This window comes from Streptomyces lomondensis, from assembly GCF_014651035.1.
Taxonomy (GTDB): Bacteria; Actinomycetota; Actinomycetes; order Streptomycetales; family Streptomycetaceae; genus Streptomyces; species Streptomyces lomondensis.
Genome location: NZ_BMWC01000007.1, coordinates 383,848 through 409,080, shown reverse-complemented (window position 1 = coordinate 409,080; position 25,233 = coordinate 383,848). Strand labels below are relative to the sequence as shown.

Here is a 25,233-nt window from a genome sequence, read left to right as displayed (position 1 = left end):
AGTCGCCCGGGGCGGGGGGACGACGCCCTGTCGACGCCGGGGGCCGGTCCGGCGCACGATGGCCTACCGACGCGCAGAACCCCGGAAGGGATGGCCCGTTGACCTCCTCACCCGTCTTCCCCACCGTCCCCCGCACCGCCGACGTCGTGATCATCGGCGGTGGGGTGATGGGCACCGCCATCGCCTTCCACCTGGCCGAAGCCGGAGTGCGGAACATCGTCGTCGTCGAGCGCGGCGAGCTGGGCCGCGGCAGTTCGGGCAAACCCATCGGCGGGGTACGGGCGCACTTCTCCGACCCGCTCAACATCGAACTCGGCAGCCGGAGTCTGCGCGCCTTCCGGGACTTCCCGGACCGCCCGGGCGCCGACATCCGGCTCGACACCGTCGGCTACCTCTTCCTGCTCACCACCGAGCGGCAGGCCGCCGACTTCGAGGCCGGTGTCCGGCTCCAGAACTCCCTCGGCGTCCCCAGCCGCATGACCGGCCCGGAGGAGGCCCGCCGCCTGTGTCCCTACGTCCGCACCGAGGGGCTGGTGGCCGCCGCCCACTCGCCCGCCGACGGCCACGCCCGGCCCGGCCTGGTCGTCCAGGGCTACGCGCGGGCGGCGGCCCGGGCCGGGGTCGTCCTCGCCACGCACACCACCGTCACCGGCCTCGACACCGCGGGCGACCGGGTCACGGCCGTCCACACCGACCGCGGGCGGATCGACTGCGCCACCGTCGTCTGCGCCGCCGGCGCCTGGTCGGCACGGATCGGCGAGATGGCGGGCGTCGCCCTGCCCGTGCGGCCGGTGCGCCGCCAACTGGCCTTCACCGTCCCGCTCACACCGCCCGCCCCGCGCATTCCCTTCACCATCGACTTCACGTCCTCGGCGTACTTCCACAACAGCGACGACGGGCTCCTGTTCGGCCTGGCCGACCCCCGTGAGCCGGACGGCTTCGACACCACCTGGACCCCGGACTGGCTGGAGCTGTTCCGCGAGGCCGTACGCCACCGCGCCCCCGCCCTCGCCGACCTGGAGACGGCCGGCGGCTGGGCCGGGCTCTACGAGGTCACCCCCGACCACAACGCGCTCATCGGCCGCTCGTCCGAGGTCGTCAACTTCCTCTACGCCACCGGCTTCTCGGGCCACGGCTTCCTCCAGGCCCCGGCGGTGGGCGAGATCGTCCGCGACCTCTGCCTGGAACGCGCCCCCTGCGTCGACGTCGGCCCGCTCAGCGCCGACCGCTTCCGCTCCGGCGCGGGGGTCCGGCCCGAGTCGTATGTGGTGTGAGCCGCCGCCAGGGCAGGGTCACGGAGCCTGGTACCCGGCCCTGGACGGCGGCCTCCTGGACGGCGCGAAGCGCCAGGGGCCCGACAGGCCGCCGTCCGCGGTGAGGCCGTAGCGGGGGACGTCCTCCCAGCGCGGGTCCGTGCGGGCGCGTGACTGCGCGAGGTGGGTCAGCGCGCCGCCGTATCCCGCGTCGACGGCGGCTCTGTGGAGGCGGTCGGCGTCGGCCGACAGGCCCTCTTCGCCGCACATGCACGCGAGTTCGCACAGCGCCGCCACATGCCCGGCGCAGGCCGCGGCGCGGGCGAAGTCCTCCGCCGCTTCGTGATCGCCGGCCTGATGCTTCAGACGGGCCAGCTCCCGCAGTGCCCGGGTCTGCCCCTGGCCGGCCGCGTGCTGATAGAGCCGCTCCGCCTCCGTCAGCCTGCCGTCCGACTCCCAGAGCCAGGCGAGTTGCAGCACCACCTCGCCGCCGCCGGCCGTGGCGAGGCGTTCGGCTCCCGCGCTGTCACCGGTCTTCTCCCTGCGCTGGACGAACTCGCTGAGCACCCGGCTGTCACCGGAACGGGCCGCCTGGAGGACGAGGCCCTCGGCACCGTACTTGTCCCCCGCCTTCTCCCGTGACCGGGCCAGAAGGACGAGCGCCCCGGAGTTGCCCGCACGGTACGCGGTCTGCGCCAGCCGCTCGGCACCCTGGCGGTCGCTGGTCTGCTCGCGCAACCACGACAGTTCCAGCAGCGCGAAGGTGCTGCCGCCGTCCGCGGCGCTGCACGCCAGGCGTTCGGCTTCCGCGCTGGCGCCCTCCTCCTCCTTCAGCAGGGCGAGGTGGGCCAGGGCGTCCGTGCTGCCCCGCTCGGCCGCCCGGTGGTAGAGCCGCACGGCGCCCTGCCGGTCGCCGGCCTTGTCCCGCAGCCGGCCCAGCTCCGTCAGGGCGAACATGCTGCCCCGGCTCACGGCGGTGCGCAGGAACTGCTCCGCCCCGTGGCGGTCCCCCCACTTCTGCGTCAGGCGGGCGAGTTCGGTCAGGGCGAAGATGCTGCCCGAACCGGCGGCGAGGTCCAGCGTCCGCGCCGCGCCCTGCCGGTCCCTGGCCTGCCAGCGCATGCCGGCCAGCCTGATGGCGGGACGTACCTTGCCACGCTCGGCCGCCGCCAGCACCAGACGCTCCGCCGCCGCGCTGTCTCCCGCCTTCTCCCGCATGCCCACCAGCTCGGACAGGGCGTAGGTGCTGCCCGTCTGGTCCAGGGCCAGGAACGCGAGGGACTCCGCCCCCGCCCGGTCTCCCACCTCCTCCCGGGACCGGGCCAGTCCCGCGAACGTCCTGATCTTGCCCCTGGCCGCGGCGTTCCGCGTCAGCCGCTGCGCCCCCTCCTCGTCGCCGGCCTCCTGCCGGAGCCGGGCCAGCCGGGTCAGCGCCGTGCTGTCGCCCTGGTTGGCGGCCTCGTGGGCCAGCTCCTCCGCCCTGCCCGGTTCGCCCGTGGTCTCGCGCAGCCGTACGAGCTCCCAGCGTGCCAGGCGATCGTCCCGCCACGCGGCCTCGTAGAAGTGCTTCGCCGTGGCGATGTCTCCCACGCCCTCGGCGAGCCCGGCCAGTTCGGGCCGGACATCGGTGTGCCCGGCCCGCAGGGCCCGCTCGTAGAGCACCGCCGCGACCCGCAGGCGTCCCCTCTGCTGCGCGGCACGGGCCAGCGCGACGGTGTCGTCCGTACCGAGGCTGTGCCGCACGGCCGCGTTCCAGAAGGAGGCCGGAGGGCACACGAGCCGGCGTTCGAGGCGGCCGTGCTGTTCGAGGTAGTCCGCCAGCCGGTACGCCTCGCCCGCGAGCACATCACCGCGGGACGGAACCGGGGTCAGTGGCCCGGGCACCCCGTGACACGGCATGGCGCAGTACGCCAGGGCCTTGTCCAGCCAGCCGCTTCCGCGCAGAGCCAGCTCCTGGTCCTTCAGATAGCCCTCGGCGGCCTCGGCGAGCAGCTCGTGGGGCAGGACGGGGCCGTGCCCGAGCCTGCGATAGTCCATGGCGGCGTGGATCAGGGCCTGCTCCGGCGGCGGCGCGCACTGGTAGCGGCGCATGAGTTCCGGGACGCCGGCGAGGAACTGCGTGATCTCCCCGTCGGCCGCTCCCGCCAGGGCGCTGGCCAGACGCGGGTCGTCGTGCGCCTTTCGGCGTGCCTGGCGCAGGTCGCTCTCCGAGAACGTCTTGGGCACCGCGATGCACCGGCCCAGATCGGTGAGCAGCTTCCGCTGCTGTTCGAAGCGGTCGTCCGCTCCCTTGGGCGAGGGCGACGTCAGGGGTTCCCAGAAGCGCGGCCAGACGGTGGCGAGGACCAGGATCGGGCTGCGGCGCCGGTCGGTCAGGGCGGAGCGGAGGCCGGCGGCGATGCCCTCGGCGGTCCTCGTGTCCGGGGCGAGGAGGTAGTGCTGAGCCTCGTTCAGCCAGATCACCGTTTGCGGGCCCACCTCCCCGAGGTGTTCGAGGGCGGCGTCCGGACGGCTCGGATCGAACGGGTGCCATACGCGCCACTGCGGCGGCAGTCGCCGCAGCGCCTCCCAGCAGGCACGGGTCTTCCCGGTCGAGGACTCGCCGACCAGCGTGACGAGCAGGCTTTCACCCTGGAGCGCACGATCCACGAGGGCGCCCAGCTCCGTGTCATGAGCCCTCGGGACGTAGGCGGGCAGCCTGGGCAGCGGCCTCTCGCCCGGCACGCTGATCGACCGGTGCACCTCGAGGGCGAACGGGTCGACGTCGGACACCGGGATCCCCAGCGGCTGGGCGAGATGGGCGGCGACCCACATCCGCCGTACCCGGGTCTCCACCTCGGCCAGGTTCCGGTCCGTCTCGCGCGCGAGCAGCAGGGCCACGGAGACGACGTCCTCCTGCCCTGTGGGGAGTTCCTTGGAGCCGATGATGCGGTGGACGGTCGCCTTGGACGGACTGCCCGGGAACATGTCGTCGTTCCCGATCTCGGCCGCCATCCGGTGCGTCGGCGGCGCCCCGGCCTCCACATAGAGCAGGTAGATGTAGTCCTTCAAGTCCCGCAGCGGGGCCGGCGTCACGCCCAGGGGCTGCGGAATCCGCCGCTGGCTCCCTTGCCGCGAACCACTCGTGTGACTCGTCATCGAAGCATCCTTGCCTAAGAACAACCGTGGCCGCCCGGACCGTCACGGAATGGCGACGGTGCGGAGCGTGCGCCCGAGCCGGAGCGTTCAGGACAGCAACACCTTGAAGGTCTCGCTGGTGGCCGCTCCGGCGACGGCGGACACGAGGCTGCCCAGCAGGATTCCGATCAGGGTCAGCCGCTCACGTCGGTTCAGCGGGCGTCGGGGCATGGCGGGTCTCCCGTCTCCGTGTGGCCGGCCGGCGAGTGACCGGCCACGTCCTACTTTCGCGGATGGGGAAGGGCCGTGGACGAGTTGAGACGAGAAGGCGACGGCCGGTGCGCGCCGGGCGGGCACCGTCTGCCGGTCCCGTCGCCCGGGGACCGCGGCACCCTCTCCCTCAGGCGCCGGACGGCCTCCGCAGCAACCCCCGCTCCATCGCCACCACCACCGCCCGCGTCCGGTCGTTGACGTCGAGCTTGGCGAACAGGCGGAGCAGATGGGTCTTCACCGTGGCCTCGGCGATGACGAGGCGGCGGCCGATCTCGGCGTTGGTCAGGCCGTCCGCGACCGCGTTGAGGACGTCCGCCTCGCGGGCCGTGAGCGGGATCTGGGCGGGCTGGCGCATGCGGGCGACCAGGCGTTCGGCGACCCGGGGGGCCAGGACGGTCTCGCCGCGTGCCGCCGCGCGGATCGCGTCGGCCAACTGCTCCCGGGTGGTGTCCTTCAGGAGGTAGCCGATCGCCCCGGCCTCCACCGCCCGCTCGATCTCCGCGTCGGTGTCGTAGGTGGTCAGGATCAGCACGCGCGTGCGCGGGAAGCGCGTCACGATCTCGGTCGTCGTGGCGACTCCGTCCAGCACCGGCATCCGCAGGTCGACCAGGGCGACGTCGGGCCCGTGGCGTTCGACCAGGTCGAGGGCCGCGCGGCCGTCGCCGGCCTCGCCGACGATCTCGATGCCGGGCTCGGAGGCGAGGAGGGCCACGACTCCCGCCCGCATGACGGTGTGGTCGTCCACCACGACGATCCGGAGCGGTCCGCCGGTCATGACGCTTCCCCCAGGGGTATCAGCGCCAGCACCCGCGTCCCGTCGCCCACCGAACTCGTCACCGTCAGTCTCCCGCCCAGCTCCGCCAGCCGCTTGCGCATGCCGTCCAGGCCGAAGCCCGCCGACTCCTCCACCACGAACCCGGTCCCGTCGTCGGTGATCTCCAGCTCCACGCCGTACGGCTGCCGGGCCAGCACCACGCCGACCGTGGAGGCGCGGGCGTGCTTGCGGACGTTGGCCAGGGACTCCTGGGTGCAGCGCAGCAGCGCGATCCGGGTCTGCTGGTCGCACTCCAGGTCCGCCAGGTCGGCGTCGACGGTGAGGCCGGTGTCCTCGGCGAAGCGGTCCAGGGTCCGGCGCAGGGTCTGTGCCACCGAGCCGGGGGGCGCCTGGCCGGGCCGCCGGGCCGAGCCGACCAGCTCCCGGGCCTCGGCGAGGTTCTCCCGGGCCGTCGACTCGATCGACCGCAACTGCTGTGCGCTCCGGGCCGGTTCGGAGCCGAGCCCCGCCCGGGCCGCCTCGGCCAGCACGATGATCGAGGCGAAGCCCTGGGCGAGGGTGTCGTGGATCTCGCGTGCCATGCGCTCCCGCTCGTCCGCGGCGCCCTGGCGCTCGTGGGCCTGGGACAACTCGGCCTGTGCCTGCTCCAGTTCGGTGATCAGCCGGGCCCGCTCGGCGCTCTGCGCGACCACCGAGTGCGCCCACAGCCCGATCAGCACCCCCACGGCCACGACGATCAGCGTGGACACCAGGACCTCGGTGAAGAACTCCACCGTCCAGCCGTCCTGCCGCAGCACGTTCCCGGCCAGGGTGGCGGCCGTGGCGAGCCCCAGGAACACCATCGAGGCCCGGGGCGTACGCCCGAACATCCAGTAGTGCGGCAGCGTCACCATGAACAGCGCCGCGTAGTTCCCGCGCAGATACGCCAGCCCGCCCAACACGACCACCAGCACCGAGAGATACCCGTGCGGCCGGACCACCGGGTTGGCCGGGAAGCGGTCCAGGACCGCGTAGCACAACACCATCCCGCCGAGCAGGGCCAGCGCCGCGTACTTGCTCCCGTCGGGCCGGTCCATGGCGACCAGCCCGACGGCCAGCACGGCGAACAGCAGCCAGCACACCGCGTTCCAGCGGCGCAGCGACGTGGCCCAGAACGTGTCGGCGGTGGAGCCGGCGAGAGCGGTCATGCCGATCAACGTACGTCGACCGCCGGGCGGGAGGAGGCCCTTTTCTCCGCGGCGGACGCCGACCGTCGCCCCGGGCGCGAGGGCCACCAGCTCGCCTCGCCCAGCAGCAGCATCGCCGCCGGCAGGACCATGACCCGCACCACGAACGCGTCGATCAGCACCGCCGCCGCCAGTACGAAGCCGATCTGCTTCATCTCGATGATGTGCAGGAAGACGAAACTGGCGAACACCGTCGTCATCACCACCGCCGCGCTGGTCACCACGCTCGCCGAGGAGCGGATCCCGTCGAGCACGGCCCGCCGCGTGGGCGTGCCCGCGAGGACGGCCTCCCGGATCCGGCTCACCACGAACACCTGGTAGTCCATCGAAAGACCGAAGAGGATCACGAAGAGGAACAGCGGCACCCGCGACCCGATCGACCCCGTGGAGTCGAAGTCCAGCAGGCCCTCGGCCCACGTCCCCTGGAAGACCAGCACGAGCAGTCCGAGCGCCGCCGCCGCGGACAGCAGGTTCAGGGCGACGCCGAGCAGCCCGAGCACCACCGAGCGGAAGGCGTACACGGTCATCGCGAACGTCACCAGCAGCAACGCGACGAGCACCAGGGGCAGTTTGGCGTTCTGGTGGGCGGGATAGTCGGCGTAGCGGGCGACGTCGCCGCTCACGCCGTACTCGGCGCCGGTGATCCGGCCCACGGTCGCGGGCAGGAAGTCGTCCCGCAGCCGGTCCAGGGAGCCGTACGCCTCGTCGGAGTTGCCGAGGTAGGGCACCTTCAGTTCCAGGGTGTGGGTGCGGTCGTCGGTGGCGGTGCGGATCCGTGAGGCGCCGGTGAACAGCGGGTCGGCGTCGGCGCGTTCGGCCACCTCGCGCAGGGCGGCTCCCACCTCCCCCGACCGGGAGGCGTCGGCGCGGACGACGACCTGGTGGGTCACCCGCTGCTCGGGGAACGCCTCGTTGAGCCGGTCGTACACCCGCATCGCGGGAATGTCGCGGGAGTGCGTGTCCCGGCTCATCTCCGTGATCTTCAGTCCGGCCAGCGGGACGGCGAGCGCGAGCAGGGCGAGGACCGAGACGCACAGGGTGGCCAGGGGGTGCCGGGCCGCCGGTCGCAGCAGAGCGCTCCAGACCCGGCCGCCGCCGCTCTCGCCGCGCACCCGCCGCGCCGGTTTCCCGCGCTCCGCCCGCCGCAGCGCCCGGCGTTCCGCCCGCCGCCCGAGCTTGACGAGCAGCGCGGGCAGGGCCGTCAGCGAACTGGCCACCGCGACCAGGACGACCACGATCGTGCCGGTCGCGAGGGAGGAGAAGATCACGTCGGAGGCCAGGTACAGCGTCGCCGTGGAGGCGACCACGGCCATCCCGGAGACCACGACCGCACGGCCGGAGGTCGCGGCGGCCAGTTCCACCAGCGCCTCGGAGGAGAGCCGCCCGCCGGAGCGGGCCCGTTCCTCCCGCTCGCGCTTGAGGTAGAAGAGCGTGTAGTCGACGCCGACCGCGAGGCCGATCATCAGGATGACGTTCGTACCGACCCCCGCGTCGGGCGACACGTGCGAGACGACCATGGACAGCCCGACCGCCGCCGCGATCGACGACAGCGCCAGCAGCAGCGGCACCCCGGCCATGGTCACCGACCCGAACACCACCAGCAGCGTCAGCAGCGTGACCGGCAGGGTGATCGCCTCGGACAGCGCCAGGTCGTCGCTGCGCTGCTGGTCGACGCCCTTGCTGACGGAGGGACTCCCGGTCTCCTCCAGCAGCAGCCCGGGATGCCCCTTCTGCACCGCCGAGGTCTCCGCCACGAGCGCGTCGACCTTGTCCTTGGCGTCCCGTTCCTCGCCCTTCAGGGACACCTCGACCATGAGGATCCGGCGGTCCTCGGACAGCAACGGGTCGGCCACACCCGCCACTTCGGTCAGCCGCCGCATCCGGTCGGCCAGGTCTCCCGCGGCGGCCCGGGCGGCACCCTCGTCGAGGGCACCGCCCGAACGGGAGGAGATCAGCACCTGCTCGGCGGCCCTGCGCTCCAGATGGGCGTCGGCCGCGAGCGCCTCGGCCCGGCCGGCCTCGCCGACCCGGTAGTCCGCCGTCTTCGCGCTGTTCATGCCGACGGCGCTGCCGGCCCCGAGACACAGCGCCACGAACACCAGCCAGCCGACGATCGCCCGCCAGGGGTGCCGCGCACTCCAGCGCGCCACGCGCACAGATAATGAGTTCATGCCCAAAAGCCTTGCTGACCTGGGCGGTTGCCCGACAGAGGCACTCGGTTGAACCTGCCGTCCACCGGCCGGTGGACCCCGGGCCGGGGGAAAACCCCCGTACCCGGGAAGGTCAGCTCGGCCTCAGGACGATCGCCTGCCCGCCCGCCGGGGCCATGGCCACGTCGAGGGTGTCGGCGGCGGTGACGGTCCGGGTGCTGACCACGACCGGGGTGCGGAACGGCTGCGCGGCCGGGGTGCCGTCGGCGTAGACCGTCGCCGTGTACGTGCCGCCGCCGAGGAAGGACAGGGGCAGGGACAGGGTCCTCGACGACTCGTTGGTCATCGCGCCCAGGTACCAGCTGGAGCCGTTCCGTCGGGCCACCGCGATGTACTCGCCGATCGAGCCGGCCAGCGTGCGGCTCTCGTCCCAGGTCACCGGCACGGCGTTGAACCAGGGCAGTCCGGGCCAGGCGGCCGGGTTGCCGTACTTGGACGGCCTGTCGTACCAGAAGAGGAAGTTGAGCGGCTGGTAGTACACCGCGGCCATCGCCATCTGGTGGGCGTTGGTCGTCTTGTCGCGGGACTGGCCGTAGCAGATCGTGTAGTCCATCGGGCCGCCGATGTTGCGGGCGAACGGCAGCGTCACGTTGTGCGTGGCCGTCGGGAACTGCTCGTTGCCGCGCACGCCCTCCAGGCTGATCCAGTTCGGGTAGGTCCGCTCGTAGCCGAACGGCCGGACGTCGTCGTGCATGTCGATCAGCAGCTCGTACTTCGCCGCCGTCCTCGCCCAGTCGATGATCTGGTTGGTCATCGACTGCGTGCCGTCGTTGATGAACCCGAGCTTGATGCCCCGCACGCCCCAGCTCTTGTAGAGCCCGAAGAGGGAGTCCGCGTCGGTCAGCGCGAGCCGGTTGACGTAGAGGAAGACGCCGATGCCCTGGCTCGCGGCGTACGAGATGACGGAGGGGAGGTCGATCGCGGGGATCGGCTTCGTCGCGTCGGGCGTGCTGAACTCCGGGCCGTACCAGCCGGCGTCGTACTCGATGTACTCCAGGCCCCGGGCCACCGCGAAGTCCACGCCCTGGAGGCCGGCGGCGGTGGACAGCTCGCAGCGGAAGACCTTGCCGGGCCTGATCCACGCGGTGTCGGGGAGGGCGTTCGGCGGGGCCAGGTTGAGCACCAGTTCGGCGTTGTCGACGAGTTCCGCGTGCGTGGCGCCGATGACCACCGCGCGCCACGGTGTGGCGAAGGGCGTGGTGACCGTGGACGTCGTCTCGACCGGGCCGGTGCCGCGGGCGGTGTGCTCCATGAGGAACGCGGCGAGGGTGTTCGGCTGCCCGGGGACCGAACTCAGCATCAGGCGGGGGTAGTCCACCCGGGCGGACTCGCAGACGCAGGCGATGAGGCCGTCGCCGAGCGTCGCCGCGAGGGGCAGGTCGGTGAGCGGGCCGTTGTCCGTGGTGGAGGTGCCGGTGACGGGTATGGCGCCCGGGGCCACCGGCTCGTAGGCGTTCTCGTCGCGGGCGCTGTAGACGGTCGTGCCGTCCGGGAAGACGAACGTCGTCAGCTCGTCGGCGACGGTGGCGGTGCCCTCGTCGAGGAGGAGGTAGCGCAGGGCCACGCCGGTCTTGTACGCGCGGACCTGCACGCCGAAGCGGATGCCCGAGGCCCGGTCCTCCAGGTTCCAGCGCTGCTCCTGGTAGTGGTCGGTGACGGTCGCGTTGCGGCCGTAGACCGGGGCCCAGGTGGTACGGCGGGTGCGGTGGTGGTGACCGGTCACCCTGACATCGTTGCCGAGGACCGTACCGTCGCCGAGCCGGAGGCCGAGGGCGGAGTCGTCGATCACCGTCCTGCCGCCGCGACGAGCCGACCAGCGCAGGGCGCCCCCGACGAGGGAGAGGGTGACGGAGGTGCCGCCCATGCGGGCGGTGACGCTCTGCGGACGGCCGCCGCCGGCGGCGTGGGCGGGCCCGGTCGTGGCGAGGCCCGTGGCGGCCAGTCCGGCGGTGACGGCGGCGCCCCTCAGCACCGTACGGCGGGAGGCGGGGGCCGGCTGCGCGGCCGCTCTGCCCGGCGTGGGCTCTTCCTGCTCTCGTGACCCTCTGGTCGGGCTCATCGCGCGGACCCCTCTCCACAACAGGTAGTAAACGGTTTCTACCGGTTGTCAGTTGTAGGGCCTGCCGCAAGAGGGGGTCAAGACCCGGGAACCCCGGACTCCCCGTGCGGTACGGGAAGTCCGGGGTCCGGGGCGGGTCAGCGCGGGGTGATCAGCGCGGGGTCTTCCCGAGGCGGTCGAGTCGCTCGTTGACGCCGTTGCGCAGCTCGCCGAGGGTCGTGCCCGCCGGGGCCGCCGTCGGCGTGGCGGACGGCGGCTGGGTCTCGTCCGCGCAGACGGTGCCGCGCGCCGGGACCTTGCCGTCGACGAGGTAGCTCGTCACGGCGTCCGTGGCGCAGGCGCTGCGCCCGAAGGCGGTGTGCCCCTCGGCCTTGAAGGTGAGCAGCCGGCCGTTGTCCAGCTGCCGGGACAGGGCGACCGCGTCCTGGTACGGGGTGTCCGGGTCGCCGGTGGTGCCGAGGACCAGGATCGGCGCGGAGCCCTTCGCCCGGAAGGAGCCGTCGTAGCGGCTGGGCTTGTCGCCGGTCCACTGGGCGCACGTGGTGGCGTGCTGGTGGTCGTAGAGCGGCGGGCCGTACGCCAGGGCCGGGCCGAGCAGCGGGGCCAGCTTGGCGTTGGCGGTGACCTGCCGCTTCAGCAGGGCCGGGTCGCTCGGGTAGTCCTTGTCGACGCACTCGACCACGATGTTCGGGTTGAGGAAGTCGTAGCTGGCCGGGGACGGCGGCCGCAGCAGGAACGAGGTGTTGTCGCGCTGCTGGGCCTTACGCAGGGCCTCGCCGAGGGACGGCCAGATGACCTTGCCCTCGTTGATGTTGAACAGCAGGCGGTAGACGAGGGTGTAGCCGTTCGCCTGGCCGCCGTTGGCGGTCGCTACAGGGTTGGCGTCGAGGTCGGCCTTGAGCTTCTCGAACGCGGCCCGCGGGTCGCCGTCGCCGAACTCGCACGTCGCCTGGTCGGCCTTGCACCAGTCCAGGAAGCGGCGCATGGCGCCGTCCAGGGCCAGGTACTGGGGCCGGTCGTAGGCGTAGGGCCGGTTCGCGTAGTGCTCCGGGTCGTACGCGCCGTCGAGCACCAGGGCGCGCACGCGCTCGGGGAACATCGCGGCGTAGACGGTGCCGATGTAACTCCCGAACGACCGCCCGTAGTAGGTGAGTTGATCCTCACCGAGGGCCTGGCGCAGCAGGTCGATGTCGCGGGCGACGTACCCGGTGCCGACGTACGGCCGCAGCTCGCCCGCCCGGTCCTGGCAGGCCTGGTCGAACTCGGCGCCCTGGCGCAGGGCGTTGTCGTAGGCGCCCGGCCCGGGCACGCCCTTGGCTTCCCTGATGGCCTTCGTGTACGTCGCGTCGTCCCAGCACTCCACCTGCGAGCTGCGGGCGACGCCCCGTACGTCGTACCCGAAGACGTCGAAGGAGTCGCGCAGGGCGGCGGGCAGGTCGGCGTAGTTGTTGCGGACGAAGTCGACACCCGAGTTGCCCGGACCGCCGGGCTGGAGGAAGAGGGTGCCCTTCTTCCGGCCCTGGTCGGGGGCCTTCTTGCGGATCACCGCGAGGGTGATGGTCCGGCCCTGCGGATCGCGGTAGTCCAGCGGCACGTCGGCGTTCGCGCACTCGAAGCCGCCCTGGCAGTCGGACCAGGCGAGCGCCGGCACGGTCGGCTGCCCGTAGCTCGCGTCCGGCTGGGCGGCCATCACCTGCGCGGCGGTTCCGGCGATGGCGAAGGAGACGGCGGCGGCGAGGGCGATCCTCAGACGCGGGAGGCGTCTGCGCGCCCGGGTGCCGGCTCTGCGGTGGCCGTGATCTTCTCTGGTCACTGTGTGGTTCCCCTCGGGCGCGTGGGCCGTGCCGCGCCCCTTGATGCGGTCGGTTTCACCGGGTGCGCGGGTTCGCTGTGGTGCGCGGGTTCGCTGTGGTGCGGAGGTGTCGTTGAAAGTTCTAGCGCAGCCGTAGGGGGAAGGGCGAGGGGATCGATGATGTGGGCGACCTTCCACGCGATCTCCCCAGTACCCAGCGGTAGTTGCGAAACTGTTCACTTTCGGAACGGAGGAGGGTACGTGGCGGCGCCGCCGGGCGCCTCGGCCGATCGGCTGATCCGCCAGGGGCAGGCCGCTGCCTAGGATCCGCCGCGTAGTCTGAGCGCTCCCAGGTCAAGTGCCGGTGACAGTCGACCGGTTCACTGGAGCGAACGCCTCCCATGCGAAGGGTCCCCCAACGTGTCGTCGAAGAACAGTCGTCTCAGAGTCGCTTTCCTGGCCCTCGCCGTGGCGGTCACGGGCCTGACCGCGGCCGGCCCCGCCCTGGCGGCCACGCCCCCGGCCACCGCCCCGGCCGCCGTCACGGCTCCCCAGGAGCCGTCCCTCCCCACGGACTTCGTAGACCTGCCGACGAGCCCGCTGCGGGCCGACCGCGCCCACGAGGTCACGCTCACCTACCGCAACGACGCGACGGCGGCCCGGACGGTCGCCCCGCAGCTCCTCGTGATGTCCCCCGACGCCGGGCCTTTCCTGGCGCCGTCGGACGTCAGGGTGGAGCGGCGTACGGGGCACGGGTGCTGGGTGGGGGTGCCGCTGGGCAGCCAGACGGGCACGCTGTACACGGAACTCACGGGCGCTCAGCGGACGTTGCGTGCGGGTGAGTCGGTGACGGAGCGGTACCGGGTCACTGTCGTGAACCCGGAAGCGCGGGGGACGGTGTTGCCGCGGGTGGCGTTGTACGGCTGACCTCGCTGGTCTGCGCCCTGGTCGGTCACCGCACTACCGTGGTTCCCGGACGACGCGGACGGAGGCGCGGACACAGATGAGCACGACCGATCCGCACATTCACGTAGAGCAGAAGGTGGTGCGGGCCGGCCCCGGCGTCCGCAACCTGCTCGTGTCGACGCTGGGCCGCGCGCCCGACGCGCCCGGCGTCGTCACCACCGGTTGCGGACAGCGGGTGCCCTACGCGATGACCTCTGCCCGGCCGGAGAGCGTCACGTGCCTAGCCTGCCGGGAGCACGCTCACCGGGAGTACCTGCGCGTCGCCGACCAGGTCGAGCGCCTGGGCTCGATGCCCGGCACGCACCTCACCGGCGACCAGACGGCCACGGCCGCGGCCCGGCTCCGGGACCTGGCGGGGAGGTTCTCCGGCTCGGGTGCCGACGGAGGGGCCAGCACAAGTGGTGCGCGGCCGGCGCAGGCAGGTCACTGCTTGGCCATCGACGAAGCCCGACCGTCGGTTAGGTCCCGGACGTGTCCCCGGGCCGCCCCCGCACAGGCCGGGGATGCAACCATTCCCTACAGAGCTGGAACCCCCGGAAGCCGACCGCGCGCTCAGACCGTAGCCGGTGGCACTGACAACGGGCGGGCCGGTGATTCCGCTTGAAGGCTCCGCACCCGAATTTCTGGCAAGTCCGGGCAAGTTCCTGGCTGCGCAGCTCCGCCACGGGCAGATGGACATTCCCGGCCACGAGTCTGCGGTGGAGATTCCCCGGCGCATGGTGCAGTTCTTCCTGGAGGTGAAGAAGGGTGACGAGGACACCGACGTTTTGAGGAGCTGTTCCGCGACTGCCAGAGGACAGCTGTCCATCTGGAGATGCGCGACGCCTACATGAAGTCGGACCCCGCCTTCATCGACTGGAAGGCCGGTCAGACGCTCGACCCTGCCGAGCGCTGGGCCGACTGGCACAGCATTGTCACGGCCGCCACCTCACGAGGAGTCGAAGTGCGCCGGGCCAGGATCGTCTCGACGCCCGTCAGCGAGTACATCCGCTTCGAGTACGACGTGACCGACGGGCTGAACATCGCGGCCGGCGAAGACGTGCGCTGGCTCTCGCGCCGCAGCGCTACGGACCTCGTGCTTCCGGGCAACGACTTCTGGCTGTTCGACTCCAGCCTCGTTCTCGTCAATCACTTCGACGGCGAGGGCGAGAACATGGAGGTGGAACTCACGGAAGACCCTGAGCTGGCGAAGCTCTGCGAGTCGGCCTTCGAGGCCGTGTGGAAGCGGGCGACGCCTCACACACATTTCGAACTGGCCTGACAGCATGCGCCTCGCCCACGCCCACGTCTACAGTCGCCCCCGCATCTCCTCACGCGGCGTGACCACGGTCAGGCTCATCGGCTGCCGCGACATCCACTGCCCCGGCCCGCACTCCGGCCGCAGCACCCAGACCGCGTCGCCGCGCACATCGGTGACGACGCCGCGTCGGCCGGAGATCTCGTCATCGACCAAGTCGCCCACCCAGGGCCTCCGCTCGCCGGTCATCCGTGTTCCTCCCCGTGCAGCTCAGCCCACACGCGCTTGCCCCACGGCAGTTGATCGGTGCCCCACGTCTTCGCCAGTTCTCCCACGAGCGCGAGACCACGCCCGTTCTCGTCGCCTTCGCGTGGCTCCCGTAACACCGGTAAGCGCTGCGACTTGTCCACGACGCCGATGCGGACCCGTACCCTCACCCTCTCGGGCCGGGTGACCGCGACTCGGATGTAACGGCATCGCGCGTGCTGGACAGCGTTGGACACCAACTCGGAAACGATCAGTTCGCCGTCGTCGGCCAGGTCGTTCAGTCCCCAGGCGCCCAGCGCGACGCGGACCAGGCGCCGGGCCGTGCCCGCGCTCTCGGGCTTGCAGGGCAGCATCTCGCTGTAGCCGGGACAGCCCGTGGGACGCGCCCGCGTCGTAGGTTGCGGCATGTCGGTCTGCTCTCTCGGATCGGCCGAGCCCCGTGACCCTCCGCGGGGTCGCCGGGGCGCTGTCCGTCATGTAAGCGGCATGCCTCGGACGCTGACAGGGGCGCAACGTCCTACTTTCTCCACGCTATTCGGCGACGCCCAGAAACTCCGCCAACGCGCGCAGCCCTGGCGGGTGGTTGGGAAGCGCCCAAAGGTCGCGCACGATGGCCACGGCCAAGGTGTGGTGCTGCATCCACGTCGGTGCCACCCGGCGCAGGGACTCCAGGGTCTTCACCGCCCCGGCCGCGTCCCCGATGTCCGTGTGGGCCCGGGCCACGTCCAGCAGCAGCCACGTCCGCCAGGACGGCGGGGTGTCCTTGCTCAGCCGCATCCCCTTGGCCAGGGCCAGGGCGTCCTGCGGGTGCCCGTACTGCACGGCGAGCCGGACGCGTTCGATACGGACCGACGACGGGCTGAAGACACTGACCATGCGGTTGTCGCCGCCGTCGGGCAGCTTCGAGACCTGGGCGGCTTCCTTCTCCGCCGTCTCCATCATCGCCGCCGCGCGCTCGTAGTCGCCGCCGCGCGCGGCGGACGTGGCGGCGCTCATGGTCAGCGCGCCCCACACCTTCAGCCCGTCCGCCGTCCCGGTCCGCCCCGCGTCCACCATGTCGGCGGCGGCACGGAGCGCGATGTCCAACGCGTCTTCCAGGCGTCCCTGCCGCTGGTACGTCCAGGCCGTGGAGTTGACGATCATCGGCACGAGCAGCGGGTCGGAGGACTGTCCGGCGGCCTCTATCGCGCGTTCCAGGCTCGTCAGGGCCAGGTCCGTCTTGCCCATCCGCACAGCGACGTGCCCAGCGAGCTGAAGTGCCTTGCCCAGGGCCGCGAACCCGGCTCTGCGGTCGTCTTCGCCGACGGATGCGGTGGCGGACCGCGCATCCGCGATCAGGTCCGGCAACGCCTTCATCACCGTGTCGAACTCGGCCGCGTGGTACCGCGTCCAGCCGTCCGCGATCTGCTCGCGCAGACGCTCCGGCGAGAAGCCAGGGCCTGGCGGCTCCGGCTCCGGTCCCCAGAGCGCCGGCATGATGGCACGGCGCACGGCCACGAAGCGGGGCCCGTCGCTCTCACCTGTGGACGAGACAGCGGGCGGGTCACCGAGAAGCGTCGTCAGCTCCACGCCGAGACCGTTGGCCAGCGCGTGCAGGGTGGGCAGGCGCGCCGAGTGCTTGCGTCCCTGTTCGAGCTGGCGGATCACATCGACGGACACACCGGAGCGTTCTGCCAGCTCCTCCTGCGTCAAGGAGGCCAGACGGCGCAAGCGGCGCAGGGTCCGTCCCAGGTCTTCGTTCGCCACGCTGCCACGGTACGCCGCCACGACGAGGGCAACAGCGCCTGCCCCCGCGCGGGCCAGTGCTGTTACATTCCTACATTCCCCATGCATTCCACCGCGGGAAGGCATCACGCATGGCCGGGCTCCATCCCCCCATCGAGCCGTACGAGCACGGCATGCTCGACGTCGGCGACGGCAACCTCGTCTACTGGGAGACCTGCGGGAATCCCGAGGGCAAGCCCGCCGTCGTGCTGCACGGCGGGCCGGGATCGGGCGCGGCGCCGTTCTGGCGGCGGCTGTTCGACCCGGCGGCGTACCGGATCGTGCTCTTCGACCAGCGCGGGTGCGGACGCAGTACGCCCGACGCCGCCGATCCGCGGACCTCGCTCGCCGCCAACACCACACCGCACCTGATCGCCGACGTCGAGCTGCTGCGGCGGCACCTCGGCATCGACAACTGGCTGGTCCTGGGCGGCTCCTGGGGCGTGACCCTCGCGCTGGCCTACGCCGAGCAGTACCCGGAACACGTCTCCGAGCTGGTCCTGTTCAGCGTCACCAACACCACCCGCCGCGAAGTCGAGTGGGTCACGCGGGACATGGGGCGGATCTTCCCCGAGGAGTGGGCCCGGTTCCGGGACGCCGTGCCGGAGGTGCAGCGCGACGGCAGCCTGGTGGACGCCTACGCCCGGCTGCTCGCCGACCCCGATCCGGCCGTACGGGAACGGGCCGCGCGGGAGTGGTGCCGGTGGGAGGACGTGCACGTGTCCACCCGCCCGGGGCACCGCCCCGACCCCCGTTTCGAGGACCCGCGCTTCCGGCTGCGCTTCGCCCGCCTCGTCACGCACTACTGGCGGCACGCCGGCTTCCTGGAGGACGGGGCGCTGCTGCGTGACGCCGGGAAGCTCGCCGGCATCCCGGGCGTGCTCATCCACGGGCGCCTGGACATCAGCGGCCCCCCGGACGTCGCCTGGCGGCTGGCCCAGGCGTGGCCGGACGCGGAGCTGGTGCTCATCGGCAGGGAGGGGCACGGGTTGTCGGGAGACGCGACGACGGACGCCGTACTGGCGGCGACGGAGCGGTTCAAGGGCGTCAAGAGCGTCAAGGGCGTCTGAGGGTCAAGTGCCGGGCCCACGACCGGAGTTCCGTCGCGTACCGCACGTCGCCAGGCTGCACCACCTGCGCCGCCCCCGCTCGTCGAGGAACAGCCAGCCGCAGTCGGGGCTCGGGCAGCTGCGGAGGGTGAAGCGGCGGGGGTCGGCGAGCAGTTCACCCGCCGTGCGGGCCACCGCGCACAGGGGCAGGCGCAGCCCGGCGGCGGGCGACGGCTGCCAGCGCCCGAGTCCGTCCTCGCCCCGGGTGAAGACCGAGAGCCGCGCGGCCTCCTCCACCACCCCGGCCACCGCCTTGAACGCCCGGCCGTCCTGCGGATCGGTCAGGCAGGCGTACAGGTCCGTACGGAAGCGCCGGGCCTCGTCGAGCGCGGCGGCGGCCTCCTCCGGCTGCCGCCGGGCCCGCTCGCGCAGCCGGGCGACCTGCCGCTCCTCGATCAGGTCCAGATGCCCGGCCCAGACGGCGAGCGTGGCGTAACCCCGCAACCAGTCCGACCCGGGCAGCCGCTCCCCGCCCCACCCCGCGTAGGTGTTGCAGAACTCCAGCGCCGGGTGTCCGCCCGTACTCCACGGCAGCCACTGGTCGTCGACCCGTACCGCGTAGACGGGCCCGGGCGGCCGGTCCAGCCGGGGGTCGCCACGCAGCATGCGCTCGTGCAGGGTGCGCAGGTCGCGCCCGGGCTCGACGCCGAGTTGCTCGGCCATGAGGGCGCGGGTGCGGTCGTACGACTGGAGCGCCTCGGCGCGGCGGCCCGCGCGGTACAGGGCGGTCATCCGGGCGGCGACCAGGCGCTCACGCGTGGGGTGCTCGTCCAACAGCGGCGTCAGCTCGGCGACGACACGGTCGTGCAGGCCCGCCGTGAGCTGGGCTTCCGCCCGCCGTTCCCCCGCGGACAGCCGCAGTTCGACGAGCCCGCTGCCCAGGCGCGTGCGCAACCGGTCGTCGGCGACGTCCGTGAGCAGCGGACCGCGCCACAGCGCGAGGGCCCGGTCGTAGTGGCCGATCCGCTCCACCGGGTCACCCGCCTCGGCGGCCCGCCCGACGAGTTCGGTGAACTCCTGCGCGTCGATCCGATGCGGGCCCCGTTCCACGGCGTAACCGTCGTGCCGGGTCTCGACGGACACCTCGTACGGCCGGAGGGCGGCGCGGAGCCGGCCGACGTAGGTGTGCACGGTGGCGCGGGCGGAGGCGGGCGGCTCGCCGTCCCACAGCAGGTCGATGAGGCGCTCGGTGGTGACGGCACGGCCCGCGTGCAGCAGCAGGACCCCGAGCAGGCACCGCTCCTGGCGGCGGCTGCCCAGCGGCACCTGCCGCCCCTCGTGACGGGCGGTGAACGGACCGAGCAGTTGGAACTCCATGATGGCCCGGCAGCCTAACGGGGCGCCGGTGGTGAGGCTTTGGTCAGAGGGCGGGGAAAGGCTGGCGTCCCACCCGTCCGCCCGTTCAAGGAGAACCATGCGACGAACCGCCCTCGCCCCGCTGGCACTTGCCGCCGTGCTCTTCGGGACCCAGCCCGCGTCCGCCGCGACCGCGGGAGGCTGGGAACCGGCCCCCTCCGCGCCCTGGGACGTCGGCGCCGGCGCGCGATGCGGCTTCCCCGTCCACGGTGAGCCGGTCGTCGACGAGGTGGTCCGGCGCGTGCTGAGCACCCACGCCGACGGTTCCGCCCGGCGCGTCGCCTACAAGGGAGATCTCGTCGTCCGCGTCACGAACACCGAGTCCGGCGCGTCCTACGACGCCGACGCGAGCGGCTCGGCCGTCGTCGAGTACGGGCGGGACGGCTCACAGACCTGGGCCGTGCGCGGGCCGGTGCTCGTCGGTGTCGGCCCGGGCCAGGGGAGTCTGCCGCGCGGTCTGTACCTCGTCGACGGAGTCTTCACGATGCACATCAGCCCCACCGGCTACAAGGAGGTCCGCCTGCTCCACGGGACGACGGACGACCTGTGCGACCGCGTCGACCCGGCAGCGACGCGGTAGCGGACGGCAGCGGCCTGACGTGGCCTGACGTGGCCTGACGTGGCCTGTCGTGGCCTGATGCGGCCGTCAGGCGGCGAAGGCCCGTCGGCAGTGCGCGAGCAGCTCCCGCACCGCGGGGCCGTGCGAGCTCCGCCAGACCAGGGCGAGCAGGGCCGGTGTCGTGACGTCGTCGATCGCGCGGGCGACGAGGCGGTCGCGATGGCCCGCCGCCATTGATTCGCTCAGTACGGCGACGCCGAGCCCGCGGGCCGCCAGGTCCGCGATCGCGTCCGCGGCGCTGGCCTGGAGGGCGATCGCGGGCCGGACGCCCTGCGCGGCGCAGGCGCGGTCGAAGACCGTGCGCAGGCCGGTGCCCGGGGGCATGCACACGAGGGGACGGTCGGCCAAGTCGCCCAGCAGGACCCGGCGTTGCTCCGCCAGGGGGTGCCCGGCCGGAACCGCCACGACGAGCCGCTCACTGATGATCGTCAGCGCCTCAAGACCCTCCGGGGCGCCGGCGGTCCCGACGAGGGCCAGGTCGACGGCCCCGGCGCGCACCGCCTCGACGAGCCGGTCGGAGTTGTCCTCCAGCAGGGAGATCTCCACCCCTGGATGCGCCCGGTGGAACGCGGAGAGCGCCTCGAACAGCGGCGTGAGCGTGCAGCCGATGACCATGCCGACCACCAACTGCCCCCGGATCAGGTCGGTCACCTCACCCACCGCCTGCCCGACCGCCCCGGCCGCGGCGAGCGCCGCGCGGGCGTGGTCCAGCGCCGCCCGTCCCGCGGCGGTGAGGGTGGCGGTACGCGCCGACCGGTCGAACAGCTCGGCGCCCAGCTCCCGTTCCAGCCGGCGGATCTGGGCGCTGACACCGGACTGGCTGATGTGCACCCGCTCGGCGGCCCGCGTGAAGTTCCGCTCCTCGGCGACCGCGACGAAGTACTCCAGCTGCCTCAGGTCCATGACTGGCAATTCTAGCTACCAGCAGAACCATCTGTTGGACTTCTGACAGAAGCCCGACCAGGCTGGAAGCACCCAAGCGGCCCGTCCGTCCTCAGGAGAAGCCCGTGTACGAGAAGGCCATGCGCCCCGAAGACCTCACCCGCCTGTTCGTCGAACGCTCCAACGCCGGTGACGCGGCCGGCGTCGCCGCGCTCTACGAGGAGGACGCGGTGCTGGCCTATCCGCCCGGCGAGCGGACGGTGGGCCGGGAGGCGATCCGCGCGCTGTGGGAGAAGGTCCTGGCCGACCGCCCCCGCTTCGAACCGGAACCGTCCCTGCCGACACTGGTCAGCGGCGACATCGCCCTGACGTCGACGCCGCCGAGGGACGGGGCCGGGGCGCGGGCGCAGGTGGTACGGCGCCAGGCGGACGGGAGCTGGTTGCGGGTGCTGGATCAGCCGGAGTTCGTCCGGCCTCCGCTTCAGACGTGACCCGCAGATGGCCCGGACACGGCGAACCAGCCCGGCCTCACCTCGGTCAGCAGGTCCGTCAGTTCCTCCGCCGCCGATCGCAGGGACTCCGCCGACGGATCGGCGGGCGTGGGCAGGCTCCGGGCATGGCAGCGAAGGCGCCAGACGTCGAAGACTTCCGTCCCGTCGGCGGTGAAGTCCACGTCGATGTCGATTCCGTCCGGGCTTGTCAGCCGGCATCCCAGCCCGTGCACCGCGTACGCATATCCACCGGCCCGGCCTTTGCGGCTGATCTCGCCTGAGCGGACCAGCACGAGCAGGTCCGCGAGCCTCTCCAGCGAGGGCACGGACTCCCGGACCGCGGCACCGGCAGCGCCGAGAGCGGCGATGAATCCGAGCACGACGTCCCGCGCCGCCGGGATGTCGTGCGTCGGCGCGTCCGCGCCACCGGAGTCCCTCAACGCGCCCGCCGCCGCGCCGTACTCGCCCGCCGCACCAGTCGCGTGGGCACCAGCGTCGTCCCGTGCTCCTCCCCGTCCTGCCGCATCTTGCTCAGCACCCCCTCCACGCACAGCCGTCCCACCTCGGCGAAGTCCTGGTGGATCGTGGTGAGGGGCGGGAGGAAGGACGCGGACTCGGGGATGTCGTCGAAGCCGACGACGCTGACGTCCTCGGGGACGCGGCGGCCCCGTTCGTGCAGGGCCCGCAGCAGGCCCAGGGCCATCTGGTCGTTGGCCGCGAACACCGCCGTGCAGTCCGGCTCGTCGGCCAGGCGGAGGCCGGCCCGGTAGCCGGACTCGGCCGACCAGTCGCCGCGGACCAGGGGCGGCGGGGTCCGGCCCGATCCGGTGAGTGTCGCGTGCCAGGCGTTGGCGCGGCGCTGGGCGGCGAAGGAGCCCTCCGGGCCCGCCAGGTGCCACACCGTGTCGTGGCCGAGGTCCAGGAGGTGCCGTACGGCGTCCCGGGCGCCGCCCGCCTGGTCGGTGTCGACGACGGTGTAGCGGTCGCCGGCGTCGGAGTCGGCCACGACGACCTGCACACCGGGCGGCAGCGAGACCGTCGCCGCGTCCAGCAGGTGGATCTCCATGATGACGATGACGGCGTCCACGGCGAGTTCGCCCAGGCGGGAGAAGGCGCCGTTCACCTCGTCCTGGGTGGGGACGGCCACGGGCAGCAGCGTGACGGCGTAGCCGTGCTGGGCGGCGGAGGTGGCGATGGCCTCCAGGGTGCGGATGTTGCCCATGGTGGAGAGGGAGAAGGTGATCACGCCGAGGGTGCGGAACTCGCCGCGGCGCAGCGCCCGTGCCGCGCTGTTGGGCCGGTAGCCCAGCTCCCGCATCGCGGCCAGGACCTGTCGGCGGGTGTCCTCGGTGACGCCCGGGAAGCCGTTGGAGACCCGGGAGACCGTCTGGGAGGAGACGCCCGCGAGCTGGGCGACGTCCGCCATGGACGCGCCCTGGCGGGGACGGGCCGCACGCCTTCTCGTACGGCTCGTGCCTCCCGAGACGCTCTCGCCGTCCACTGTGCCCACCTGCCCCCCACTCCCCTCGCCGCCCGACTGGCGCGAATTTCGGTCCGGAACGACTCCTTGACCCCTGAGATTCGGACAGTGTAGACATCCCGCCAGTGGATGTTTACGTAAACATTGCCTAGTCGAAATCGTACGAGAAGGCGCCAAACCCGCACCAGTCGCACCACGTAGACCCCGATCTCTGCGTCCCGCCGGGACGCGCGGCACGCAGAAGAGCTGGAGTACTCGAATGGCACACCGCACCCGTAAGAGAAGGCTCCTCGGGGCCATCGGCGTCACCGCCCTGGCGACCGGAACCATCCTGGCCACCACGACCCTGCCGGCCGCGCACGCCGAGACGACCGCGCAGGCCGCCGCCGGGGTCACCGTCCGGCCGGACCCCTCCTACCAGCAGGAGAAGTTCGAGGGCTGGGGCACGAGCCTGGTCTGGTTCGCCAACGCCACCGGCGACTACCCGCCCGCGATCCGCGAGAAGCTCTACAAGCTCCTCTTCGGCGACGAGGGCCTCGCGCTGAACATCGCCCGCTACAACATCGGCGGCGGCAACGCCCCGGACGTCAAGGACTACCTGCGGGCGGGCGGCGCGGTCGAGGGCTGGTGGAAGGCCCCGGCGGGCACCACCCGCGAGGACGTCGACTGGTGGGACGCCGAGGACCCGGCCGACTGGAACAGGAACGCCGACAAGACGCAGCGCTGGTGGGTCGACCGCATCAAGAAGGACATCACCCACTGGGAGACCTTCAGCAACTCCCCGCCCTGGTTCATGACCGAGAGCGGCTACGTCTCCGGCGGTTTCGACTCCAGCAAGGACCAGCTGAAGCCGGAGTCCGTCGAGGACTTCGCCAAGTACCTGGTGGGCGCGACGGAGCGGCTGGAGAAGGCGCACGGCATCAAGGTCGACACGCTCGACCCGTTCAACGAGCCGAACACCCCCTACTGGGGCACCAAGCTCGGCCCGGACGGCGAGCCGACCGGCGGTCGCCAGGAGGGCGCCCACATGGGCCCCGAGCTCCAGCAGAAGGTGCTCCGCGCGCTCGCCCCGGTCCTGGAGAAGTCCAGGAGCGGCGCGGAGATATCCGCGATGGACGAGACCAACCCCGGCATCTTCGCCACCAACTGGAACTCCTACCCCCAGGACGTGCGCGACCTCGTCGACCAGATGAACGTCCACACGTACGGCACCGGCCAGCGCACCACCGTCCGCGACCTGGCCAAGGCCGCCGACAAGCCGCTGTGGATGAGCGAGGTCGAGGGCGACTGGGGCGACGGCCAGAGCTTCACGGACATGCGGCCGGGTCTGGGCCTGGCCCAGCGCATCGTCGACGACCTGCGCGAACTGGAGCCCCGCGCCTGGGTGTTCTGGCAGCCGGTCGAGGACTACGACAACATGAAGCCGGGCGGCGAGTCGGCGAAGGGCGGCAACTGGGGCTCGATCCAGCTCCCGTTCAGCTGCACGTCCGAGGACACCCTCGAGACCTGCCCGATCTATACGAACACCAAGTTCGACACGGCCCGTAACTTCACGCACTTCATCAAGCCCGGCGACCGGCTGATCAAGACGGACGACCCGTCCAGCACCGCGGCGATCTCCCGCAAGGGCGACGCGGCGACCGTCGTCCACGTCAACAGCGCCACCGAGGCGCGCGACGTCACGCTCGACCTGTCGAAGTTCGGCCGGGTCTCCTCCCGTGCCACGGTCACCCCGGTGGTGACCAGCGCCGACGGCAAGCTGGAGAAGCAGAAGGCCGTCCCGGTCACGGGCAAGCAGGCCACGCTCACCGTGCCCGCCCAGTCGGTGACCTCCTTCCTCGTCAAGGGTGTCTCCGGTGTCGCCGAGGACGCGGCCGAGCTGCGCAAGGGCCACACCTACCGCCTGACCGGCGTCCAGAGCGGCAAGGACCTCACGCTCGCGGACAACGGCACGGGCCTGGTCATCCGCAGCGCTTCCGCCGAGACGGCCGGACAGCAGTGGAAGGTGGAGCAGATCCGCGGCACCGACAACCGCAAGCGGTACGTCCTCACCGAGACGGCCTCGGACAAGCGGCTGGCCGTCCGCGACGGCGCCCTGGTGGCGGAGCCCGACGAGGGCCGCCGCGACAAGGCCACCGAGTGGATCATGTCGACGACCGGCGACGGCACCTGGACCCTCGTGAACGCCGCGACCGGTCAACTCCCGGACGTCTCCGGCCAGTCCACGAACGAGGGCGCGTCCGTCGGCCTGTGGCTGCCCAACTCCGGGGCGAACCAGCGCTGGAAGGTGACGGAGGTGACGGGCGGCTAGCACGTCACGCCGCGTAGCAGCTGCCGCGACGCCCCCGCCTGCCATC

The 25,233-nt window shown here is 72.3% G+C and carries 22 protein-coding genes; 8 read left to right on the top strand and 14 right to left on the bottom strand.

The window, feature by feature from the left end; all coding sequences use genetic code 11:
• The first annotated feature begins 98 nt into the window (after positions 1–98).
• On the top strand, positions 99–1,274 hold the full coding sequence (locus tag IE255_RS24885; RefSeq protein WP_190052568.1) for an NAD(P)/FAD-dependent oxidoreductase: 1,176 nt from the start codon (positions 99–101) through the stop codon (positions 1,272–1,274).
• A gap of 18 nt (positions 1,275–1,292) precedes the next feature.
• On the opposite strand, the gene IE255_RS24880 is transcribed toward IE255_RS24885, so the two are convergent.
• The 7 genes from IE255_RS24880 to IE255_RS24855 all read right to left on the bottom strand — a co-directional run bounded on the left by IE255_RS24880 (position 1,293) and on the right by IE255_RS24855 (position 12,603).
• Positions 1,293–4,391: a hypothetical protein gene (locus tag IE255_RS24880; protein WP_190052567.1), complete on the bottom strand. Its 3,099-nt coding sequence runs from the start codon at positions 4,389–4,391 to the stop codon at positions 1,293–1,295.
• Positions 4,392–4,478: 87 nt separating this feature from the next.
• A complete protein-coding gene (locus IE255_RS39960) occupies positions 4,479–4,601 on the bottom strand; it encodes a hypothetical protein (protein WP_267974472.1) in 123 nt (40 codons plus the stop codon).
• Positions 4,602–4,770: 169 nt separating this feature from the next.
• Positions 4,771–5,418, bottom strand: a complete 648-nt coding sequence (locus IE255_RS24875) for a response regulator (protein ID WP_190052566.1) — start codon at positions 5,416–5,418, stop codon at positions 4,771–4,773.
• Complete coding sequence (locus tag IE255_RS24870; RefSeq protein ID WP_190052565.1) at positions 5,415–6,605, bottom strand: sensor histidine kinase; 1,191 nt, start codon at positions 6,603–6,605, stop codon at positions 5,415–5,417. Before IE255_RS24870 ends, IE255_RS24875 begins: the two co-directional genes overlap by 4 nt.
• Before the next feature lie 5 nt (positions 6,606–6,610).
• Complete coding sequence (locus IE255_RS24865; RefSeq protein WP_190052564.1) at positions 6,611–8,815, bottom strand: MMPL family transporter; 2,205 nt, start codon at positions 8,813–8,815, stop codon at positions 6,611–6,613.
• A gap of 112 nt (positions 8,816–8,927) precedes the next feature.
• Positions 8,928–10,913 carry a glycoside hydrolase family 97 protein gene (locus IE255_RS24860; RefSeq protein ID WP_190052563.1) on the bottom strand — a complete coding sequence of 662 codons (1,986 nt, stop codon included), beginning with the start codon at positions 10,911–10,913 and terminating at the stop codon, positions 8,928–8,930.
• A 151-nt stretch (positions 10,914–11,064) separates the two neighbouring features.
• Positions 11,065–12,603, bottom strand: a complete 1,539-nt coding sequence (locus IE255_RS24855) for an alpha/beta hydrolase (RefSeq protein ID WP_267974501.1) — start codon at positions 12,601–12,603, stop codon at positions 11,065–11,067.
• Positions 12,604–13,125: 522 nt separating this feature from the next.
• Here IE255_RS24855 and IE255_RS24850 point away from each other — a divergent pair.
• From IE255_RS24850 to IE255_RS24840, 3 genes are all read left to right on the top strand, one after another.
• The gene (locus IE255_RS24850) at positions 13,126–13,632 is read left to right on the top strand and encodes a hypothetical protein (protein WP_190052561.1); all 507 of its coding nucleotides are present in this window, start codon (positions 13,126–13,128) and stop codon (positions 13,630–13,632) included.
• Between the two features lie 605 nt (positions 13,633–14,237).
• Positions 14,238–14,504, top strand: a complete 267-nt coding sequence (locus IE255_RS24845; RefSeq protein WP_229906568.1) for a hypothetical protein — start codon at positions 14,238–14,240, stop codon at positions 14,502–14,504.
• Positions 14,486–14,932, top strand: a complete 447-nt coding sequence (locus IE255_RS24840; RefSeq protein WP_190052560.1) for a DUF6879 family protein — start codon at positions 14,486–14,488, stop codon at positions 14,930–14,932. Before IE255_RS24845 ends, IE255_RS24840 begins: the two co-directional genes overlap by 19 nt.
• A 27-nt stretch (positions 14,933–14,959) precedes the next feature.
• Here the strand turns inward: IE255_RS24840 and IE255_RS24835 are convergent, their stop codons facing one another.
• The 3 genes from IE255_RS24835 to IE255_RS24825 all read right to left on the bottom strand — a co-directional run bounded on the left by IE255_RS24835 (position 14,960) and on the right by IE255_RS24825 (position 16,921).
• Positions 14,960–15,133, bottom strand: a complete 174-nt coding sequence (locus IE255_RS24835; RefSeq protein ID WP_308280875.1) for a hypothetical protein — start codon at positions 15,131–15,133, stop codon at positions 14,960–14,962.
• A gap of 20 nt (positions 15,134–15,153) precedes the next feature.
• Complete coding sequence (locus IE255_RS24830) at positions 15,154–15,582, bottom strand: ATP-binding protein (RefSeq protein WP_190052558.1); 429 nt, start codon at positions 15,580–15,582, stop codon at positions 15,154–15,156.
• Positions 15,583–15,706: 124 nt separating this feature from the next.
• Positions 15,707–16,921 carry a helix-turn-helix transcriptional regulator gene (locus tag IE255_RS24825; protein WP_190052557.1) on the bottom strand — a complete coding sequence of 405 codons (1,215 nt, stop codon included), beginning with the start codon at positions 16,919–16,921 and terminating at the stop codon, positions 15,707–15,709.
• Positions 16,922–17,031: 110 nt separating this feature from the next.
• Between IE255_RS24825 and pip the strand changes: the two genes are divergently transcribed.
• Positions 17,032–18,009 carry a prolyl aminopeptidase gene (gene pip, locus IE255_RS24820; protein ID WP_190052556.1) on the top strand — a complete coding sequence of 326 codons (978 nt, stop codon included), beginning with the start codon at positions 17,032–17,034 and terminating at the stop codon, positions 18,007–18,009.
• 3 nt (positions 18,010–18,012) lie between these two features.
• Here the strand turns inward: pip and IE255_RS24815 are convergent, their stop codons facing one another.
• Entirely contained in the window at positions 18,013–19,365 is a 1,353-nt protein-coding gene (locus tag IE255_RS24815) for a BTAD domain-containing putative transcriptional regulator (RefSeq protein ID WP_190052555.1), read from the bottom strand.
• 97 nt (positions 19,366–19,462) lie between these two features.
• On the opposite strand from IE255_RS24815, the gene IE255_RS24810 reads away from it, so the two are divergent.
• Complete coding sequence (locus IE255_RS24810; RefSeq protein ID WP_190052554.1) at positions 19,463–19,984, top strand: hypothetical protein; 522 nt, start codon at positions 19,463–19,465, stop codon at positions 19,982–19,984.
• A 66-nt stretch (positions 19,985–20,050) separates the two neighbouring features.
• Here IE255_RS24810 and IE255_RS24805 read toward each other — a convergent pair whose 3' ends face one another.
• Entirely contained in the window at positions 20,051–20,926 is an 876-nt protein-coding gene (locus tag IE255_RS24805; RefSeq protein WP_190052553.1) for a LysR family transcriptional regulator, read from the bottom strand.
• Positions 20,927–21,045: 119 nt separating this feature from the next.
• Here IE255_RS24805 and IE255_RS24800 point away from each other — a divergent pair, with 119 nt between their 5' ends.
• Positions 21,046–21,396, top strand: a complete 351-nt coding sequence (locus IE255_RS24800) for a YybH family protein (protein ID WP_190052636.1) — start codon at positions 21,046–21,048, stop codon at positions 21,394–21,396.
• Here IE255_RS24800 and IE255_RS24795 read toward each other — a convergent pair.
• Together IE255_RS24795 and IE255_RS24790 are read right to left on the bottom strand one after the other, a co-directional pair.
• Positions 21,387–21,836, bottom strand: a complete 450-nt coding sequence (locus tag IE255_RS24795) for a DUF6896 domain-containing protein (RefSeq protein ID WP_229906567.1) — start codon at positions 21,834–21,836, stop codon at positions 21,387–21,389. The two genes, IE255_RS24800 and IE255_RS24795, sit on opposite strands and share 10 nt — an antisense overlap.
• Complete coding sequence (locus IE255_RS24790; protein WP_190052552.1) at positions 21,833–22,822, bottom strand: LacI family DNA-binding transcriptional regulator; 990 nt, start codon at positions 22,820–22,822, stop codon at positions 21,833–21,835. The genes IE255_RS24795 and IE255_RS24790 overlap by 4 nt, the downstream gene beginning before the upstream one ends.
• 313 nt (positions 22,823–23,135) lie before the next feature.
• On the opposite strand from IE255_RS24790, the gene IE255_RS24785 reads away from it, so the two are divergent.
• Positions 23,136–25,187 (top strand): RICIN domain-containing protein, encoded by a 2,052-nt coding sequence (locus IE255_RS24785; RefSeq protein ID WP_190052551.1) that lies wholly within the window; start codon positions 23,136–23,138, stop codon positions 25,185–25,187.
• The last annotated feature ends 46 nt before the right edge of the window (positions 25,188–25,233 follow it).

Coding starts and splice junctions, on each gene's coding strand:
- IE255_RS24880 (WP_190052567.1), bottom strand. CDS start 4,391: ATGACGAGTCACACGAGTGGTTCGCGGCAAGGGAGCCAGCGGCGGATT.
- IE255_RS39960 (WP_267974472.1), bottom strand. CDS start 4,601: ATGCCCCGACGCCCGCTGAACCGACGTGAGCGGCTGACCCTGATCGGA.
- IE255_RS24875 (WP_190052566.1), bottom strand. CDS start 5,418: ATGACCGGCGGACCGCTCCGGATCGTCGTGGTGGACGACCACACCGTC.
- IE255_RS24870 (WP_190052565.1), bottom strand. CDS start 6,605: ATGACCGCTCTCGCCGGCTCCACCGCCGACACGTTCTGGGCCACGTCG.
- IE255_RS24865 (WP_190052564.1), bottom strand. CDS start 8,815: ATGAACTCATTATCTGTGCGCGTGGCGCGCTGGAGTGCGCGGCACCCC.
- IE255_RS24860 (WP_190052563.1), bottom strand. CDS start 10,913: ATGAGCCCGACCAGAGGGTCACGAGAGCAGGAAGAGCCCACGCCGGGC.
- IE255_RS24855 (WP_267974501.1), bottom strand. CDS start 12,603: ATGGCCGCCCAGCCGGACGCGAGCTACGGGCAGCCGACCGTGCCGGCG.
- IE255_RS24840 (WP_190052560.1), top strand. CDS start 14,486: ATGCGCGACGCCTACATGAAGTCGGACCCCGCCTTCATCGACTGGAAG.
- IE255_RS24830 (WP_190052558.1), bottom strand. CDS start 15,582: ATGCCGCAACCTACGACGCGGGCGCGTCCCACGGGCTGTCCCGGCTAC.
- pip (WP_190052556.1), top strand. CDS start 17,032: ATGGCCGGGCTCCATCCCCCCATCGAGCCGTACGAGCACGGCATGCTC.
- IE255_RS24815 (WP_190052555.1), bottom strand. CDS start 19,365: ATGGAGTTCCAACTGCTCGGTCCGTTCACCGCCCGTCACGAGGGGCGG.
- IE255_RS24810 (WP_190052554.1), top strand. CDS start 19,463: ATGCGACGAACCGCCCTCGCCCCGCTGGCACTTGCCGCCGTGCTCTTC.
- IE255_RS24805 (WP_190052553.1), bottom strand. CDS start 20,926: ATGGACCTGAGGCAGCTGGAGTACTTCGTCGCGGTCGCCGAGGAGCGG.
- IE255_RS24800 (WP_190052636.1), top strand. CDS start 21,046: ATGCGCCCCGAAGACCTCACCCGCCTGTTCGTCGAACGCTCCAACGCC.
- IE255_RS24790 (WP_190052552.1), bottom strand. CDS start 22,822: ATGGCGGACGTCGCCCAGCTCGCGGGCGTCTCCTCCCAGACGGTCTCC.
- IE255_RS24785 (WP_190052551.1), top strand. CDS start 23,136: ATGGCACACCGCACCCGTAAGAGAAGGCTCCTCGGGGCCATCGGCGTC.